Origin of the sequence: Hyphomicrobium facile (assembly GCF_900116175.1) — a bacterium.
Classification (GTDB): domain Bacteria; phylum Pseudomonadota; class Alphaproteobacteria; order Rhizobiales; family Hyphomicrobiaceae; genus Hyphomicrobium_B; species Hyphomicrobium_B facile.
Genome location: NZ_FPCH01000002.1, coordinates 1,118,101 through 1,135,212, shown reverse-complemented (window position 1 = coordinate 1,135,212; position 17,112 = coordinate 1,118,101). Strand labels below are relative to the sequence as shown.

Below are 17,112 nucleotides of genomic sequence, written 5' to 3'. Positions count from 1 at the left end.
GAATGGTCAAATTCGCCTTCGAAGGAAAGTCGGTCCTGATCACCGGAGCAAGCCAAGGGATTGGTTTGGCAATCGCTGAAGCATTCGCAGACGCTGGCGCGGACATTTCCATACTCGCTGAAAATGACGGCATCCACAAAGCCGGCGCAGATCTCGAGAAGCGCTTCGGGCGGCCGGTCCGGGCACTCCAATGCGATATCTCCGATCAGGAGCAGGTGCGAGCGTCGCTCGCCGGCATCGAACGCTTTGACGTCGTCATCAATAACGCCGGATATCAGCCGGCGACGCCAATTTTAGCGGCCAATGACAAAGTCGATGCCGAATTCCGCAAGGTCATCGATGTGAACGTCATGGGCACCTACTACGTCACGCGCGAAGCGCTTCCGCGTATTCCCCGCGGCGGCTCCATCATCATAACCGCTTCGATATGGGGCCGCACAGGGGCTGCGGGATATTCCGGCTATGCCGCCTCGAAGCACGCAGTTGTGGGTTTCATGCGATCACTCGCCATGGAGCTCGGCCGCGATGGCATCACCGTCAACGCCGTTTGCCCGGGCTTGGTTGAGACGGAAGGCGCAATGTGGACCATACGAGACGAGGCGGCCGCAACCGGCGCCTCGGTAGAAGCGGTGGTCGAAAGTCACCTGCGCGGTCAGCCGATACCGGGCGTCATGCCGGCAACGGCAATAGCGCCAATGTACCTTTTTCTCGCTTCTGAGGCGGCCGCGGATATCACGGGCCAATGCTTCGGCGTCGATCGTGGCAGTTTCATTGGTTGAAGGGGGAGAGACGCTTTGGACCGGTTGAGTGGTAAGGTCGCAATCGTCACGGGTGCGGCGGCCGGAATAGGCCTCGCGACGGCGAAAGTCTTCGTGCGCGAGGGCGCCTCGGTGGTGATGACCGATTGCGACACGGTCTCGGGAAACACTGCCGCGAAGGAGCTGTCGCGTTTCGGCACCGTCCATTTTGAACAACACGACGTCGCGAGCGAAGCCAATTGGCGCCTGATCATCAACGCGACCATGCAGCGTTTCGGACCGCCCGATATTCTGGTGAACAATGCCGGCATCCAGCTCACGCGAGGATTGGAGGAGACGACGCTCGACGACTGGCGCCGGGTGTTCAGCGTCAACGCCGAGGGCACCTTCATCGGAACCCGCGTTGCTATCGAGAGCATGAAGGATCGCGGCGGCTCGATCGTGAACGTGTCCTCGACGTACTCGATGGTGGCGGACGGATTGAACGCCGCCTATTGCGCGTCCAAAGCTGCATCGCGGCATTTCACGAAGGCGGCTGCGCTCTACTGTGCCGATAGGAAATACAACATTCGTGTCAACGCCGTGCATCCGGGCGTCGTGATGACTCCGATGCTGGAGCGTGAGATCGCTGCAGTGACGACAGATCGCGGCTTGCCCGATACGAGCGTTGTCGAAAGCGAATGGGGCCGCATTTGCCCGCTGGGTATCGGCGAAGCCAGCGACATTGCGGATGGCATTCTCTATCTCGCATCAGATGAATCGAAGTACGTGACGGGCAGCGATCTCGTGATCGACGGCGGCCACATCATCCGCTAGCGGACGCGCGATGTTCACCGCCCATCCGGCGTTAGGCGCCTAAGGCTTCGCGCCGCTTCACGCAAAACACGTCTCTACAGGCGTGGAAACTCGCTCTCCGGCAAACCTTCCTCGTAGTAGGGAAGCCGAATACGGCGGGGCTGATAGCTGCCCTCTTCAGTCACTTTTCTGACATGGGCCGCAATCTCGTCCAGCCGTGCAAACCAGACGTTGCCGCGCGCCTGCATCGTCTCCACCATCCGCGCAATGCCATCGAGACGCGCAGGACGACCGCTGACCCACGGATGCCATACGCCAACCCAAAGTCCGCCGTAGCGATACGCCGCTTCGAAATCGGCCATGTAGACCGCACAAGCTTCGTCCGGCGACCGTATCGTCATCTGATAGCCGAAGTCCGTCGCGTGGACGTATTGAGGCCAATCGTCGAGCGTCCAATGAGACGGAATCTCCACGAACGAGCCGCCGGCAGCGTCGACGAGATGAGGCACGTCATCGGTCATCAGCGAGGCGTCATATTCGAAGCCGTGCCGGACGAGCATCTCCGCCGTGTAGCGTGAGAAATTATAAATGGGTGCGCGAAACCCGCGAGGCTTCTGCCCCGTAATGCTGACCATGGTCTCTAGCGCGCGCACGAAGAACGCCTCCTGCTCGTCGCGCGGCAGCTGATTGTAGTTCTCGTGGATATAGCCGTGATGGCCGATTTCGTGACCGTCCGCGAGGATCTGCTCGACGAGATGCGGATAGGTCTTCATGCACCACGCCGGATAGAAGAAGGTCTGCTTCAATCCGAGATCGCGATAAAGGCGCAGGATACGAGGCACGGCAATTTCATCGTAACGCATCCAGGACGTCGTGGCGACGAGATCGGGAACGCGATTGCGATGTTCGAGGTGCAGCGGGCTTTCGGAATCGATATCGAACGTCAGGGCGACCGCGCATCGAGCACCATTCGGCCAGGGAACCGGGTTCTCGATCATGGTGATGGGTCGCCCGTCAATTTGCCGCTGTCTATCAAACTAAATCCCCCAGGTGTCGTGAACTCGTGCCAAGGTCTGTGACCCGAACGTCCCCGCGATGTGAGCGTCTATCCTAACTCGATGCGGCCCCATCGCAATTGAGAAAGTTCCAAGTGTATTGTGAGTGAAACTTTCAACGCCCGGTCGATGTGCAGCCACGCCGCATTGTCGCTCGTCGTGAGTTCCAATCCGCACATTCTTCGGACATGCCCTTGTAGAGCGTGAGATTGTAGGCGGAATTGATGAGGGAGACGTGGCTGAAGGCTTGCGGAAAATTGCCCATCTGATGCTTCGAGACGGGATCATATTCCTCGGCGAGAAGTCCGACATCATTGCAGAGCGCGACGAGACGTTCGAACATTGCTTCGCCCTCGTCGATGCGACCCTGCAGGACAAGGTTGTCTACGAACCAGAAACTGCACGCAAGGAACGCTCCTTCGCCGGGCGGCAAACCATCTTCAGTCTCGGTCGTCGCGTAGCGGTAGATCAATCCATTTCGCAGAAGACGGCGCTCGATCGCTTTGACAGTGCCCTGTATTCGCGGGTCGGACGGGGGCAAGAAGCCGACGATTGAAAGTAACAACAGGCTCGCATCGAGAAACTTCGAGCCATAGGCCTGCACGAAACTGTTCAGCTCGGTGTCGAAGCCGTTGCAACAGACGTCGTTGTGAATTTCATCGCGCAACGCGCGCCATCGGTCCAGCGGTCCCTCTTCGCCGTGCTCCTCGGCCGACCTCACCATACGATCGAACGCGACCCATGCCAGGACTTTCGAATGTACGAAATGCTGTGGCGGCCCGCGCACTTCCCAAATCCCTTCGTCGGGCTGTCGCCACGCCGTTTCGAGGTGATCTAGAAGTGCGAGAGAGATTGCGTGCCAACGATCCGCAGGGGGTAATCCGTGCGCGCGCGCTTGGAAGATGGCGTCGGCGATCTCGCCGTAAACGTCGAGCTGGAGTTGAGTGGCGGCGGCGTTCCCGACCCGGACCGGGCGTGCTCCCCGGAAGCCAGGCAGCCATTCGACCTCCCATTCCTGCAGACGGCGCTTGCCATTGATCCCGTACATGATCTGCAGTTGATCCGGGCTGCCTGCGATGGCACGAACGAGCCAATCCCGCCAGTCGCGCGCTTCTTCGTAGTAGCCGGCGCTTCCGAGAGCGAGCAGAGTCAACGTCGCGTCGCGCAACCAGCAGTATCGATAGTCCCAGTTCCGGACGCCGCCCTCTTGCTCCGGCAGTGACGTCGTGGCGGCAGCGACGATGCCGCCGGTTGGAGCGTAGGTCAGGCCCTTCAATACGGATAGCGAGCGTTTGACGAGGGGCGTCCAACGTCCCGCCGAAACGCAGTGGCCTGACCAGCCGCGCCAATATGCTTCCGTGCTTTTGAGCGCGACTTCCGGGTCCACGCCCTCGGGCGGCTTTCGCTGTGAGGGCCCGTAGCTCAAAACGAATGGCACATTTTCACCGGCTGAAACGTGAAAGTCTGCGACCGTCGTCAGATCCTCACCACGCAAATCTACTGGCGTGCGCAAAATGACCATGTCGGGGCCGGCGATCGCGCGGAGACTCTCGTCGAAACGTTCGACCCACGGGACAAACGCGCCGTATTCGAAGCGAACGATGAGCTCCATATGCAGCGGGACATGGCCTTCGACACCGCGGACGATGCGGACCAGATCAGCGCTCTCGTCGTGCGGCGGCATGAAATCGATGAGTTCCGCAGTCCCGCTCGCCGTTTCGAATGTCGTGACGAGAACCAGAGAGCTGTCGATGTACCGGCGTGAGATCCGTTTGGCCGGCGCTTTCGGCGCGATGAGCCATCGTCCGTGCTCCGGATTTCCCAAAAGAGCGGCAAAGCACGCGCTGGAGTCGAAACGCGGCCAGCAAAGCCAATCGATCGAACCGTTGCGTCCGACCAGAGCAGCAGATTCGCAATCGCTGATCAGCGCGTAATCTTCTATCCACAGGTCATCAGGTTGGGACATGTTCCACGCCTCCAACGGACGCGAGTGTGGCGAGCGCGGCCTTTTCAACGGCTGCGGCGTCGCCCTCGAGAACCTCGAACTGGGTTTCTCTTCCATCTCGCCAGAAGTGGATATCGAACCGCGCTCGGCCAAGCCGGAGGTCCATCAGCGTGATATCGGGCAACCAATCGGGCAATACGGGATCGACGTAGATTTTGCCGCGAGGAGCATCCTGCTGCAGTCCCAAAAGTGCTTGAAGCAGCAGAAACGGCGTGCCTGCCGCCCAGGCCTGCGGGACATTGGCGCCGAGATATTGAACCGGGAAGCCATCCTCCTCGCGCTGCAATCCACCGTAGAGCTCCGGAAGTTGGTTCAGAAGGAAATGGCTCGCCGCGCCGCTCAGTTCCCGGGCGACGAGGGCGGCTTCGCGCGGAAAGCCATACCGCTTCATGCCGAGCGCGATGAGGGAATTGTCGTGCGGCCAGACGGCGCCTGTCTGGTAATCGTATGGATTGAACGATGGGTGATCCGCCGATAGCGTGCGGATGCCCCAACCCGAACGCATATCCTTACGCATCAAACGCTTCACGACCTGCTCTGCTCGCTCCGGCGCGATGATGCCGGACCAGAGACAGTGCCCCACGTTGGAAGCGACCGTCAGGACCTTTTTCTTCGCGCCGTCGAGCGCCAGGGCATAGAAGCCCAACTCCTCATCCCAGAAATCTTCGTTGAACTTTTCAAACAGGCGCTGCGCTTTCCGGCGCAAGACGCCAGCCCGCCGGCCATTATCGAATGCTTCGTAGATCTCGGCCATCCGAAGCCACGCGTCGTAAACGTAGCCCTGCAATTCGCACAGTGCTTTTGGTCCGTCGACGAGCGTCCCGTCGGGATAGACGATCGAATTTCCGGCGTCCTTCCAGCTCATGTTTTCGTAACCGGCGGTCGAGCGCGTCTGGTACTCCTGAAATCCATCGCCGTCGCGATCGCCGTATTTATCGATCCAGTCGAGGCAGGCTTCTGCGGTCGGCAGAAGCCGCTCGATAAGATCCGTGTCGCCGGTCGCCCGCCAGGCGGCGTGCAATGCGACGAGATATAATGATGTGGCGTCGGCCGTTCCATAATACGGCGTATGCGGAATTTGGCGGAAATGGGCGAGCTCTCCGTAGCGAAGCTCGTGCAGAATTTTTCCCGGCTCCGCGTCGCGGTAATCATCGCGTTCATGCGCTTGGTATTGCGCCAAGACGTCGAGCGTCCCTTCTGCGAATTCGGGATAGACGATCATGGTCTGCAACGAAGCGATCAACGTATCGCGGCCGAACAGAGCCAAGAACCAAGGCAGGCCCGCCGCGGGAACAAATACCATTCCGCTCGTTCCCTTGAGCGGCAACCGCAGGGCGGCCATATCGAGTACGCCTTGATTGAAGTTGCGGTAGAATTCCTCGTTGCTGGTCACGATTTTGAGAACCGTGGTTTGCCATTCCGAAATTTTCTGGGAGTGCCGCGCCTCGCTGCTTGCGTCGATGCACCCGCGCGGGGCCAGAACGCGTTCTTTCCCGTCTATGAATTCGTAGTACAGACAGCGATGCCACACATCGCCCGGCTTTAGGGCGATCTCGAAAGTCAGCCGGCCATTGGCGTAGACGGCATGTTCGCCGTCGCCGGCGTCCGCTCGCACGATAATTTCGCGATGGAAATCTCTATTCCGGTAACTGTTGTGAACCATCTGTCTCTGCGGCGACCACGACGTCGCTATAGAGCCGCGACGGACGACAGCGTTGGCTTTCACTTCGAATATGTCGGCGAAATCCGCGCGAATGGCGATTTCCAAATTGAAACGGACGGGCCCGAGCCCATTGTTGGAAACGTAGATGTCTTCGTGCATTCCTCCTTCGATATGACGGCCGATGAGTAAACCCAAGGTTCGGGCCGCGATGGGTCCGTCTTCGGTCATGAAACTGGGGTTCGTCGCGTGGATGCGTGCCGCGTGCGCCGCCACGGCGACGCCGTTCAGCAGATCCCACTTCTCGCCGTTTACATAAATCGCCCACGTGCTGATGAGCCGGGTGTCGCGAAAATAGAGCCCGTGGTTACCGGGAGATTTCACTTGGCCATCGGGACGCGTGACGAAAACCGTCTGCCCCTGATGAATGGCAATTTGGGCCGGACCGACCTGTACTTTGAACGACATCGACGAAGCCAGCGAGAGAGGTTGTGGCTTTTGGAAAGTCGCCACATCTGTTGCGGAACGAGTTGAGCGCCGATCCGTTTCCCCCTCGACGTCGATCATTGTGGCGGCTGTCGTGCCGGCCCTCTCCGTAAGGTGTTTTTTCAGCCCGCTCCAACTGCCGCCATTCGACGAATAGTCTTCTGGATCTCCCCGATGAGCCGCGGCACCGCAACAAAACCGCAAGTTTCGCCATTTGAACTGAATATCGATGATGTGTGCATCAATACGATCCGCACGTTATCCATGGACGCCGTGCAAAAGGCGAACTCCGGCCATCCCGGCACGCCCATGGCGCTGGCGCCCCTCGTTTATACTCTTTGGCAACGCTTTCTGCGCTTCGATCCCGACAATCCGGGTTGGCCCAATCGCGATCGTTTCGTTTTATCGAACGGCCATGCCTCGATGCTTCTCTACTCCATTCTGCATCTTGCCGGAGTCAAAGAGCGGGACGCTAAAGGAGGTAGACCAAACGGCTTAGCCGTCACGCTCGAAGATATAAAGGCGTTCCGCCAGCTCGACAGCAAATGCCCGGGACATCCCGAGTATGGCCGCACGACCGGAGTGGAGGCGACGACGGGCCCGCTCGGGCAGGGCTGCGGCATGAGCGTGGGCATGTCCCTCGCTGGGAAATGGCTGGCAAAGAAGTTCAACAAGCCCGGCCTCACCTTATTCGACTACGACGTTTTCACCGTCTGCAGCGATGGCGATATGATGGAAGGCGTGGCGAGCGAAGCAGCCTCGCTTGCCGGTCATCTGATGCTCGGCAATCTCTGCTGGATCTACGACAACAATCGCGTGACCATCGAAGGCCATACGGATCTCGCTTTTAGTGAAAACGTCGGCGCCCGGTTTCTCAGCTATGGTTGGAACGTCGACCGCGTCGGCGATGTCAACGACACCGAAAGACTTGCCGAGGCGCTGACGAAATTCCGCAATACGCCAGATGTTCCGTCGTTGATTATCGTCGACAGTCACATCGGCTATGGCGCTCCGCACAAGCACGACACTAGCGCAGCGCATGGCGAGCCGCTGGGCGAGGAAGAAGTTCGTCTGGCAAAACGCAATTACGGTTGGCCAGAGGATGCGACGTTTCTTGTCCCGGATGGCGTCACGAAACATTTCCGAGAAGGCATCGGGGCGCGCGGCAAACAAGCTTGGCAGGCTTGGAACAAATTTCTCAAAGACTTCAGATCCAAGTATTCCGGTCTCTCGGCGGAATTCGACCTGCTCGAATCCAAGGGCTTGCCGCAAGGATGGGATGCGGCTCTGCCGAGCTTTCCTGCGGACGCCAAAGGCATTGCGACGCGCGCCTCCGGAGGCAAGGCCCTGAACGCGATCGCCTCGCATGATCCTCTCTTTATCGGCGGCGCTGCCGATCTTGCTCCCTCGACGAAAACACACATCGAGGGGGGCGGCGACGTCGAGGCAAACAACTACGGCGCCCGCAATTTGCATTTTGGTATTCGCGAACATGCGATGGGCGCCATCGTCAACGGGCTCGTGCTCAGCGGCGTGCGAGCGTACGGGGCCACCTTCCTCAACTTCTCAGACTACATGAAAGCATCCATTCGCCTGAGCGCGTTGATGGAGATCCCGGCGATATTCGTCTTCACGCACGACTCGATCGGGCTCGGCGAAGATGGCCCGACGCATCAGCCCATCGAACAGCTCCTGGCATTGCGTGGCACTCCAGGGCTCGTCACATTGCGACCCGCCGACGCGAATGAAACGGTCGAGGCTTGGCGCGTGACGATGCAACTGAAGAAACACCCCGCGTGCATCGCTCTTAGCCGCCAACCTCTGCCGACCTTCGATCGCAAGAAGTATGCTCCCGCGACTGGTGTTGCGCGCGGCGCCTATGTGATGGCGGATGCCAAGCAGGGTACCCCTGCCGTGATCCTGATTGGTACCGGAAGCGAGGTATCGATTTGCGCAGAAGCGTTCGAAGAGTTGAAGCGGAAGGGCGTTGCAGCACGGCTCGTGAGCATGCCGTCGTGGGAGCTGTTCGAAGAGCAGGACGCTGCGTATCGCGAGAGCGTCTTGCCGAAAAGCGTCAAGGCACGCGTGTCTCTCGAAGCAGGCTCGGTGATCGGCTGGGACCGGTATGTAGGCGCTGATGGTGCGCGGATCGGCATGCATACGTTCGGAGCGTCGGCTCCGGTGAAAGATGCGATGCGAAAGTTTGGTTTCACCGCAGAAAACGTTGTCGCCGCAGCCGAACAACAGCTGGCCCTGATTGAAGGGAGCGCGAAGTGAACCGGCTGAAACAACTCGAAAGCTTCGGCCAGTCGATTTGGCTGGATGATTTGAAGCGTGACCTCATTACGAGCGGAAAACTCCGCTCGCTCGTCGAACGCGACGGCCTGAAAGGCGTGACGTCGAATCCATCGATCTTCGAAAAGGCCATTGCCGAGAGCGATGAGTACGCCGATGCGCTGAAGCAATTCCAGTCGCGCGGCGACCATCACGTTATGGAGATTTACGAGCATTTGGCACTGGCCGACATTCGAGATGCGGCGGATATTTTGCGCCCCGTCTACGATCAGACCGGCGGGCGCGACGGCTATGTAAGCCTCGAATGCTCGCCCTATATCGCTAACGATACCGAGGCGACAATTGCTGAAGCGAAGAGGCTTTGGGCCGCGGTCGATCGCGCGAATCTGATGGTGAAGGTCCCTGGCACACCGGCTGGAATCCCTGCCATTCGCAAGCTGGTCGGCGCTGGTCTCAATATCAACATCACGTTGCTTTTCTCGATCACCGTCTACGAGAAGGTGGCCGACGCATATATCGCGGGCCTCGAAGACTTTTTGAAGGCCGGCGGTGACGTATCGCGCATCGCGAGTGTTGCAAGCTTTTTCGTGAGCCGCATCGACACCGCCGCGGACAAGAAATTGGACGCGCTCCCGGACAAAAACATCGCGGATGCATTGCGCGGCAAAGTGGCGATCGCCAATGCGAAGCTCGCGTTCGAACGATACAAGTCGATTTTCGCTAGCGAGCGATGGCACCGGCTCGCAGGCGCCGGAGCAAAAACCCAGCGTTTGTTGTGGGCTTCGACGAGCACAAAAAATCCCGCCTACAAAGATACTCTCTACGTCGAGGCTTTGATCGGACGCGATACGGTCGACACGATGCCGCCCGCGACGATGGATGCATTCCGCGATCATGGTGAGGCGAAGGCGGACGCCATCGAGGATCGTCTCGCCCATGCCCGTTCGGTTTTTGAGACGCTCGGCAAACAAGGGATTTCACTCAAGGACATTACGGATCAGCTCGTTGTCGATGGAGTGCAGCAGTTTGCCGACGCCTTCGACAAGCTTTGCGGAGCCATCGCGCGAAGGCGCCTAGCTTTGATCGATGGCGATCGCATCGGCCAAAAAATCTCGGCGGGCTTCCCCGAGATGCAGGCTGCCATTGACCGGGAATGCAACGATTGGCGGAAGAAGGGACTTGTAAGGTCTCTTTGGTCCGGAGATGCCGCGCTTTGGACCAATAAAGGCGAAGAAAAATGGGTCGGCTGGCTGCAGATCGTCGATCGCGAGCTGCGAGACGTCGGCGCACTGGAGGCCTTCGCAAACAATGTGAGACGAGACGGCTTCGGCGATGCTGTTCTTCTAGGAATGGGTGGTTCCAGTCTCGGACCCGAGGTGATCGCCGAGACGTTCGGCCACCAATCGGGATGGCCGCTTCTTCATGTTTTGGACAGCACGGATCCGGCGCAAATCCACACGATTGAAGAGGCGGTGCAGTTGGACAAGACGATCTTTATCGTTTCGTCGAAGTCGGGAAGCACAGTCGAGCCCAATATTCTCCTCGATTATTTCTTCGCGCGCGTCAGCGCGGCGGTTGGCAGAGATCGCGCCGGAGACCATTTCGTCGCCGTGACGGATCCGGGCTCCTCGCTGGAGAAGCGCGCGAAGCGATCGGGATTCCGTCACATCTTTTATGGCTTGCCGGGCATCGGCGGCCGCTATTCGGTACTATCGAATTTTGGGCTCGTTCCTGCCGCTCTCATGGGCATAGACATCAAGCGCCTGCTTGAGACGGCATCGGTCATGGAGCGATCGTGCGGTCCTGATGTCCCGCCTTCCGAGAATCCCGGCGTCGAACTTGGCATTGCACTCGGCGTTGCCGCCGCATCATTCGGCTGCAACAAGGTGACGATTGTCGCGTCGCCCAAGATTGATGATCTTGGCGCATGGCTCGAACAGCTCCTCGCCGAGAGCACCGGCAAAGACGGACGAGGACTTATTCCGCTCACGGACGAGCCGCTGGGCACGCCGGACAAGTACAGCGCCGATCGGTTTTTCGTTTACGTCGAGCTCGAGGGAATGGCCGATACGTATCAGCGCGAAGCGATATCGGCGTTGGAAAAGGCCAGCCATCCCGTTGCGCGGATCACGGTGAAAGACATCTGGCATCTCGGGCAGGAATTCTTCCGCTGGGAGATCGCGACCGCGGTGGCCGGCGCGGTTATCGGAATAAATCCATTCGATCAGCCGGACGTCGAGGCAAGCAAGGTCAAGACGGCTGCGTTGACCAGCGCGTACGAGAAAACGCGGGAACTGCCGGTCGAGCATCCTCTTTTTCGCGAGAACGGAATCGCCGTCTATGCGGATCCAAACAATGCTTCGGCGCTCGGCCGCCACAATACCCTTCAAGGCATATTGAAGAGCTATTTCGATCGCATTGAACCGAACGACTACGTGGCCCTTCTTGCCTATATCGAGCGTAACAAGGCGCACACGGAAGCGATGAGTGCGATGCGTGAAAGCATTCGCGACAAAACTCATGCTGCAACCTGCCTCGGCTTTGGTCCGCGCTTTCAGCATTCGACAGGCCAAGCCTACAAGGGTGGACCAAATACCGGCGTCTTCATGCAGATCACGAGCGATGACCCCGAAGATATCGAGATACCGGGTCACCGTTTGAGTTTCGGCGTCGTGAAGGCCGCACAGGCGCAAGGCGATCTGGACGTTCTCGTCGAGCGCGGTCGGCGCGCCTTGCGAATTCATCTGAAAGATGTCGATGCTGGTCTGGCCGAGTTGGAGCGAGCGGTCGCTGAGGCGCTAGCCTGACCCGGTAATTCAAATGGAGTTTGTGGTCATGGAGATCGGCGTTATTGGCCTCGGCCGCATGGGCGGCAATATCGCACGCAGGCTGATGAAGGCCGGCCACCGCTGCGTCGTATTCGATGTCGACTCCAAAGCGCGAGACACGCTTGCACGCGAAGGCGCCAAGGAAGCAGCGTCGCTGGAGGGCGTCGCCGCCGCGCTGACCGGCAAGCCGCGCGCTGTCTGGATCATGTTGCCTGCCGGGCGGATCACGGAAGAGACGGTCGAGCATTTCGCGCGGATTCTCGCGTCCGGCGATATCATCATCGATGGCGGCAATTCATTTTATAAGGACGATATCAGGCGCGCGAAGCGATTGGCCGAGCGCGGCATCCATTATGTGGATTGCGGGACGTCCGGCGGCGTCTGGGGCTTGGATCGTGGCTATTGCCTGATGATCGGCGGTCCGAAGGAAGCCGTCGGGCATCTCGATCCAATTTTTGCGGCGCTCGCTCCTGGATTGGGCAGCATCGCGAAGACGCCTGGCCGAGCCAAATACGATCAACGCGCCGAGCGCGGCTACATCCACGCTGGGCCCGCGGGCGCCGGGCATTTCGTCAAGATGATCCACAATGGCATCGAATATGGGCTGATGCAGGCCTACGCCGAAGGCTTCGATATCCTCCGCACCAAGGAATCGGCCGAGTTACCCGAAGAGGAACGGTTCACGCTCAACATTCCGGACATCGCGGAAGTTTGGCGTCGTGGCAGCGTCATATCCTCCTGGCTTTTGGACCTCAGCGCAGCCGCATTGGCGAAGGATCCGCAACTCAAAAGCTTTTCGGGATTCGTCGAGGACTCCGGCGAAGGCCGCTGGACCATAGAGGCGGCAATCGAACAGGCGGTGCCCGCCGAAGTTCTTTCGAGCGCGCTCTACACGCGTTTCCGGTCGCGGCAGGAGCACACCTTTGCCGAAAAAATGCTGTCGGCCATGCGTCTCGGATTTGGCGGACACATCGAAGGTGGCGAGCCTGGCGCCCAGACATCAGACCGCGCGACGGCACAGAACGCAGCAGAGTAGAAGGCAGAGTTGAAAATGACAGTCGACACGCTCGTCCGGCCTTCTCAAACGTCCGCACTCATCAAGTGCCCGCCGTATCGTAAGCCGAAACCGGCTGATCCGTGCGCGATGGTGATTTTCGGCGCCTCGGGTGACCTGACGAAGCGGTTGATCGTTCCCGCGCTGTATAATTTGGCTCGGACCGGACTGCTCCCGGCGCAATTCGCCTTGATAGGCGTGGCCCGAAAGGACATTACCGCGGAAAGCTGGCGCAACGAACTCTACGACATGCTCAAACATTTTGTCGGCGATCCCGCCGGAGAGTTTGAAATCGATCGTATCGACAAGGCGGCATGGAAGCGCCTCTCTCAGTCAATCTCCTACTTGCAGGGAGATCTGAACGATCCCGAGATGTACGCCGGCCTTCGTCGCGAACTCGATAAGGTCGAAAAAACCCACCATACCCACGGGAACGCGATCTTCTACCTCGCCGTGGCGGACCAACTATTCGGTCCGACGGTGGATCAGCTCGGCAAGGCGGGACTCGTCGCGGAGCAGTCCGAGGATCGTGACGGCAAGCGAAGCCCTTGGCGCCGGGTCGTCATCGAAAAGCCCTTCGGCCATAGCCTCGACTCGGCGCGCCGTCTCAACACGCGCATCCGCAGAACTCTGCAGGAGGACCAGATCTACCGGATCGATCATTTCCTCGGAAAAGATACCGTTCAAAGCATCATGGCCTTCCGCTTCGGCAATGGGATCTTCGAGCCCATCTGGAACCGCGACCGCATCGATCACGTGCAGATCACGGCGGCCGAGACGTTGGGCGTGGAGAAACGTGGCGCCTTTTATGAAGCGACTGGCGCGCTTCGCGATATGATTCCGAACCACGCATTCTCGCTCTTGTCGATGGTCGCAATGGAGCCGCCGGTTGGCTTCGACGCGGCCGCTATTCGCAATATGAAGGCCGACGTTCTCGCCGCCATACCCGCGATCGATCCCAAAGTTCCGGTGCGCGGCCAATACACAGCCGGCAAAGTCCTCGGCAGGCAGGTGCAAGGATATCGTCAGGAGTCGAACGTTGCGCCGCAGTCGAATGTCGAAACGTATGCCGCCCTAAAGGTCGAAATCGACAATTGGCGGTGGGCGGGCGTTCCATTCTTCATTCGCACGGGAAAGCATCTGGTCGCGCGCATGACGGAGATCGCCATTTGCTTCAAACCGGCGCCTTATACGGCTTTTCTGAATACGCCTGTCGAGGCTCTGCGCCCAAATTGGTTGGTGTTGAGCATCGCGCCGGAGGAAAGCATTTCTCTGCAATTTGAAGTCAAGCGTCGCGGGCCTGTCGTCGATCTCGCGGCGGTCAAGATGGATTTCTGTTACAATGATTGGTTTTCGAAGGAGCCGAACGTCGGCTACGAGACGCTGCTCTATGACGTGATGATCGGCGATCAGACGCTCTTCATGCGCGCGGACATGATCGAGGATAGCTGGCGCATCGTCCAGCCTGTGCTCGATGAGTGGAGCAAGAAGCCAGCAGATATTCCCACTTATCCATCAGGCAGCAATGGCCCCGTTGCTGCCGACGAGTTGTTGGCGCGCGACGGCAATCGCGCTTGGCGTGCGATCGATCAACCAGCGAAATGCAACACATGAGCGGGAAGCGCGCCATACGTCTTCTGCTTGCCGATGTTGACGGCACCCTCGTGACGTCCGAGAAGGTTTTGACGGAAGCGGCCAAGCGTGCCGTTCGCGATCTCGATGATGCGGGCATCACCTTCGCGATAACGAGTGGCCGTCCGCCCCGCGGAATGGCCATGCTCGTCACACCTCTCGCGCTTCGCACGCCAATAGCCGCGTTCAACGGCGGCATATTAGTGAAGCCGGATCTGTCGGTGATTGAGGCCCATTTTCTCCCGCCCAAGGTGGCCGAGCATACGCTTCAATTTCTCATTGACCGTGGAGCAGACGTCTGGGTTTACACCGAGGACGAATGGCTCATTCGTAACAGCCGCGCTCCGCACGTCGAACGCGAGACGAACACTGTGAAATTCGGGCCGAAAGTCGTCAGCTCTTTTACCGCCGATCATCTTTCGCACGCCGCCAAAATAGTTGGTGTATCCGACAATTCGAAGCTCATCACGGACAGCGAACGCGCTCTGGCGGATGACTTGGGCCGAAACGCCAGCGTTGCGCATTCTCAACCCTATTATCTCGACATCACGCCTTCTGAAGCCAACAAGGGAAGCGTGGTCAAAACGTTATCGAGGCTTCTCGGGATTCCAGCGGCAGAGATCGCAACGATTGGCGACATGCCGAACGACATCCCGATGTTCAACGAAAGTGGCTATTCGATCGCGATGGGCCAGGCGAGCGATGACGTCAAGATCAAGGCGGATGCCGTCACCGACAGCAACGAAAACGACGGGTTCGCTAAAGCTGTAAGCCGATACGTCTTGGCTCAAACAGGAATGCAGGTTCGTGACCGAGCTTCCGAAGATAAAATATGAGATTCTCGCGGATGCCGACGCACTCTCGAAGCAGGTTGCCGACTGGCTGCTCGACATAGCGTCCGGAACTTCGGGCACGGTTGCCATCTGCTTGTCCGGTGGGAATACACCGAGAAGGCTTTATGAGCGCCTCGCCGCTGCGCCCTACCGTGACCGGTTTCCATGGTCGCGAACACACGTTTTCTGGGGCGATGAGCGCTTCGTACCTCGCGACGATCCGCTGAGTAATTATCGCATGGCGAATAACGCCTTGCTCTCACGCGTGCCGATCCCGGCAGCAAACATTCATCCGATCCCGACCGAAGGTCTCACTCCGGAAGAAGCCGCGCGGCGATACGAACAGGAACTGAAGTCCTTCTATGAGGCGACCCGCGGCGAGACGATGCGACGGCTGTTTAATGCAACGCTCCTCGGTTTGGGAGAGGACGGGCACTTGGCGTCGCTCTTTCCCGGAACAGATGCACTACAGGAGCGGGAGCGATGGGTCGTCGCTGTCTTGGGCGTTAAGGCGGAGACACGCATCACGCTGACCTATCCTGCGCTCGAAAACAGTTCAAACACCGCGTTCCTCGTCGCGGGCGAGGGAAAAAATAAGGTGCTCGACCGGTTTCGCCGCCACGATGAAACGCTACCCGCGGTGCGATTCAAGCCTCTCGGAGAACTGCGGGTCGTAGCAGACGAGAGCGCCGCCGGAGCACGCGATTTGCATGAACGCACCCAAAATTGATCGGAGCCGCGCCGAGGCGAGCGGTCCCCTCACGCTTGCAATCGATATCGGGGGAACCGGACTCAAGGCATCGGTTCTGGACAGCGCCGGTCGAATGATCGTGCCCAGAGTTCGCGTTGACACGCCTCACCCGTGTCAACCTGAAACTCTTTTGGCGGCACTCGAGAAGCTGGTCGCACCGCTGCCTCCAAGCGACAGGATTTCTGCAGGCTTTCCAGGCGTCGTTCGCGACGGACATGTGCTGACGGCGCCGCATTTCGACGGACCGGGCTGGTCAAACTACGCTCTTGCGCAAGCGCTGTCGGAGCGCTTCGGCAAGCCCGCACGGGTTCTCAACGACGCCGAAGTGCAGGGACTTGGCATCGTCACCGGAAAGGGTTTGGAAGTCGTGCTGACATTGGGGACCGGCATTGGGAGTGCAATATTCTCCAACGGACGGCTCGCGCCACATCTTGAACTTGCTCATCACCCGATACACAAGGACGAAACGTACAACGAGTATGTCGGCGATGCCGCGCGGAAAGCTCACGGCCGCGAGAAATGGAATAGCCGCGTTCGCCACATGGTAGATGTCGTCTCTTCACTCATTCACTTCGATGTTCTGTATCTCGGTGGCGGGAACTCGGTTCACGTCGAAGGCCGCGATTTGCCTCCGAACGTCCACATCGCGTCGAACGATGCCGGCATTACCGGCGGGGTGCAGCTCTGGCAGGAGCGCATCTGGGATTGGGCTTCCCAACAAACCTGATGCCGGTTCATCTTGCAAGGCGCAATAAAGTTAATAAAATGGAAGGCAAATATAGCCTGCTTGGATCCGTAATTTCGGGCAAATTGGTATAATGCAATAAAGGGAAGTTGGGTTATTGCGTCGACATGCAGTTGACGCTCCGAAGCCGTTTTGGTCAATCAAGACGGACGACCATGGAGGTTCCAGGCTGGGAATCGAGATGAATTCCGCCTCCGGTGGTGAAGGTTCAACTT

At 59.0% G+C, this 17,112-nt stretch carries 12 protein-coding genes; 9 read left to right on the top strand and 3 right to left on the bottom strand.

Annotation, left to right across the window (positions count from 1 at the left end; translation table 11 throughout):
* Nucleotides 1-2 precede the first annotated feature (2 nt).
* Both BM399_RS12205 and BM399_RS12200 read left to right on the top strand, forming a co-directional pair.
* On the top strand, nucleotides 3-779 hold the full coding sequence (locus BM399_RS12205) for an SDR family NAD(P)-dependent oxidoreductase (RefSeq protein ID WP_092867951.1): 777 nt from the start codon (nucleotides 3-5) through the stop codon (nucleotides 777-779).
* Between the two features lie 15 nt (nucleotides 780-794).
* Entirely contained in the window at nucleotides 795-1,574 is a 780-nt protein-coding gene (locus BM399_RS12200) for a glucose 1-dehydrogenase (protein WP_092867950.1), read from the top strand.
* Nucleotides 1,575-1,648: 74 nt separating this feature from the next.
* Here the strand turns inward: BM399_RS12200 and BM399_RS12195 are convergent, their stop codons facing one another.
* From BM399_RS12195 to BM399_RS12185, 3 genes are all read right to left on the bottom strand, one after another.
* Nucleotides 1,649-2,551 (bottom strand): polysaccharide deacetylase family protein, encoded by a 903-nt coding sequence (locus BM399_RS12195; RefSeq protein WP_092867949.1) that lies wholly within the window; start codon nucleotides 2,549-2,551, stop codon nucleotides 1,649-1,651.
* A 172-nt stretch (nucleotides 2,552-2,723) separates the two neighbouring features.
* On the bottom strand, nucleotides 2,724-4,574 hold the full coding sequence (locus BM399_RS12190; RefSeq protein WP_092867948.1) for a glycoside hydrolase family 15 protein: 1,851 nt from the start codon (nucleotides 4,572-4,574) through the stop codon (nucleotides 2,724-2,726).
* Nucleotides 4,561-6,741, bottom strand: coding sequence for an amylo-alpha-1,6-glucosidase (locus tag BM399_RS12185; RefSeq protein WP_092867947.1), 2,181 nt, complete (start codon nucleotides 6,739-6,741; stop codon nucleotides 4,561-4,563). Before BM399_RS12185 ends, BM399_RS12190 begins: the two co-directional genes overlap by 14 nt.
* A gap of 192 nt (nucleotides 6,742-6,933) precedes the next feature.
* Here BM399_RS12185 and tkt point away from each other — a divergent pair, with 192 nt between their 5' ends.
* From tkt to BM399_RS12150, 7 genes are read left to right on the top strand one after another with little or no spacing between them, the layout of a single operon-like run.
* Nucleotides 6,934-9,036, top strand: coding sequence for a transketolase (tkt, locus tag BM399_RS12180; RefSeq protein ID WP_092867946.1), 2,103 nt, complete (start codon nucleotides 6,934-6,936; stop codon nucleotides 9,034-9,036).
* Complete coding sequence (locus tag BM399_RS12175) at nucleotides 9,033-11,861, top strand: bifunctional transaldolase/phosoglucose isomerase (RefSeq protein WP_092867945.1); 2,829 nt, start codon at nucleotides 9,033-9,035, stop codon at nucleotides 11,859-11,861. Before tkt ends, BM399_RS12175 begins: the two co-directional genes overlap by 4 nt.
* A 28-nt stretch (nucleotides 11,862-11,889) precedes the next feature.
* A complete protein-coding gene (gene gnd, locus BM399_RS12170; RefSeq protein ID WP_092868209.1) occupies nucleotides 11,890-12,918 on the top strand; it encodes a phosphogluconate dehydrogenase (NAD(+)-dependent, decarboxylating) in 1,029 nt (342 codons plus the stop codon).
* Nucleotides 12,919-12,933: 15 nt separating this feature from the next.
* The gene (zwf, locus tag BM399_RS12165; protein WP_092867944.1) at nucleotides 12,934-14,550 is read left to right on the top strand and encodes a glucose-6-phosphate dehydrogenase; all 1,617 of its coding nucleotides are present in this window, start codon (nucleotides 12,934-12,936) and stop codon (nucleotides 14,548-14,550) included.
* Complete coding sequence (locus BM399_RS12160) at nucleotides 14,547-15,404, top strand: Cof-type HAD-IIB family hydrolase (RefSeq protein ID WP_092868208.1); 858 nt, start codon at nucleotides 14,547-14,549, stop codon at nucleotides 15,402-15,404. The genes zwf and BM399_RS12160 overlap by 4 nt, the downstream gene beginning before the upstream one ends.
* Nucleotides 15,376-16,131 carry a 6-phosphogluconolactonase gene (gene pgl / locus BM399_RS12155; RefSeq protein WP_092867943.1) on the top strand — a complete coding sequence of 252 codons (756 nt, stop codon included), beginning with the start codon at nucleotides 15,376-15,378 and terminating at the stop codon, nucleotides 16,129-16,131. Before BM399_RS12160 ends, pgl begins: the two co-directional genes overlap by 29 nt.
* Nucleotides 16,112-16,879, top strand: a complete 768-nt coding sequence (locus BM399_RS12150) for an ROK family protein (RefSeq protein ID WP_092867942.1) — start codon at nucleotides 16,112-16,114, stop codon at nucleotides 16,877-16,879. Before pgl ends, BM399_RS12150 begins: the two co-directional genes overlap by 20 nt.
* Nucleotides 16,880-17,112: the final 233 nt, after the last annotated feature.